The sequence below is a fragment of the Acinetobacter tianfuensis genome, from assembly GCF_003611465.1.
GTDB classification, from domain to species: Bacteria; Pseudomonadota; Gammaproteobacteria; order Pseudomonadales; family Moraxellaceae; genus Acinetobacter; species Acinetobacter tianfuensis.
The window spans coordinates 1-208 of the sequence record NZ_RAXV01000116.1; the positions used below are offsets into that span (position 1 = coordinate 1).

General features: G+C 49.0%; 1 pseudogene. It reads right to left on the reverse strand.

From position 1 onward, the window contains the following. A pseudogene (locus D7V32_RS17135) lies at nt 1-208 on the reverse strand (substrate-binding domain-containing protein); the annotation flags it as partial.

A 208-nucleotide genomic window follows, 5' to 3' on the forward strand; every position in this document is an offset into this window, starting at 1 on the left:
GGCGGCTCAGCTAAAATTGACAGTGACGGTGTCACAATTTCAAACTTGCCCGGCTGTTCGCGCAGCGCAAGATGCGCTTCATTTTCCCAAGCCAGCAATACATCACCAATACCGCGTTCTGCAAAAGTTGTTGTTGCGCCGCGTGCGCCAGAATCCAGCACTTTGGTATTTTTATAAATTTGGCGGACAAATTCTTGCGCTTTGGCAT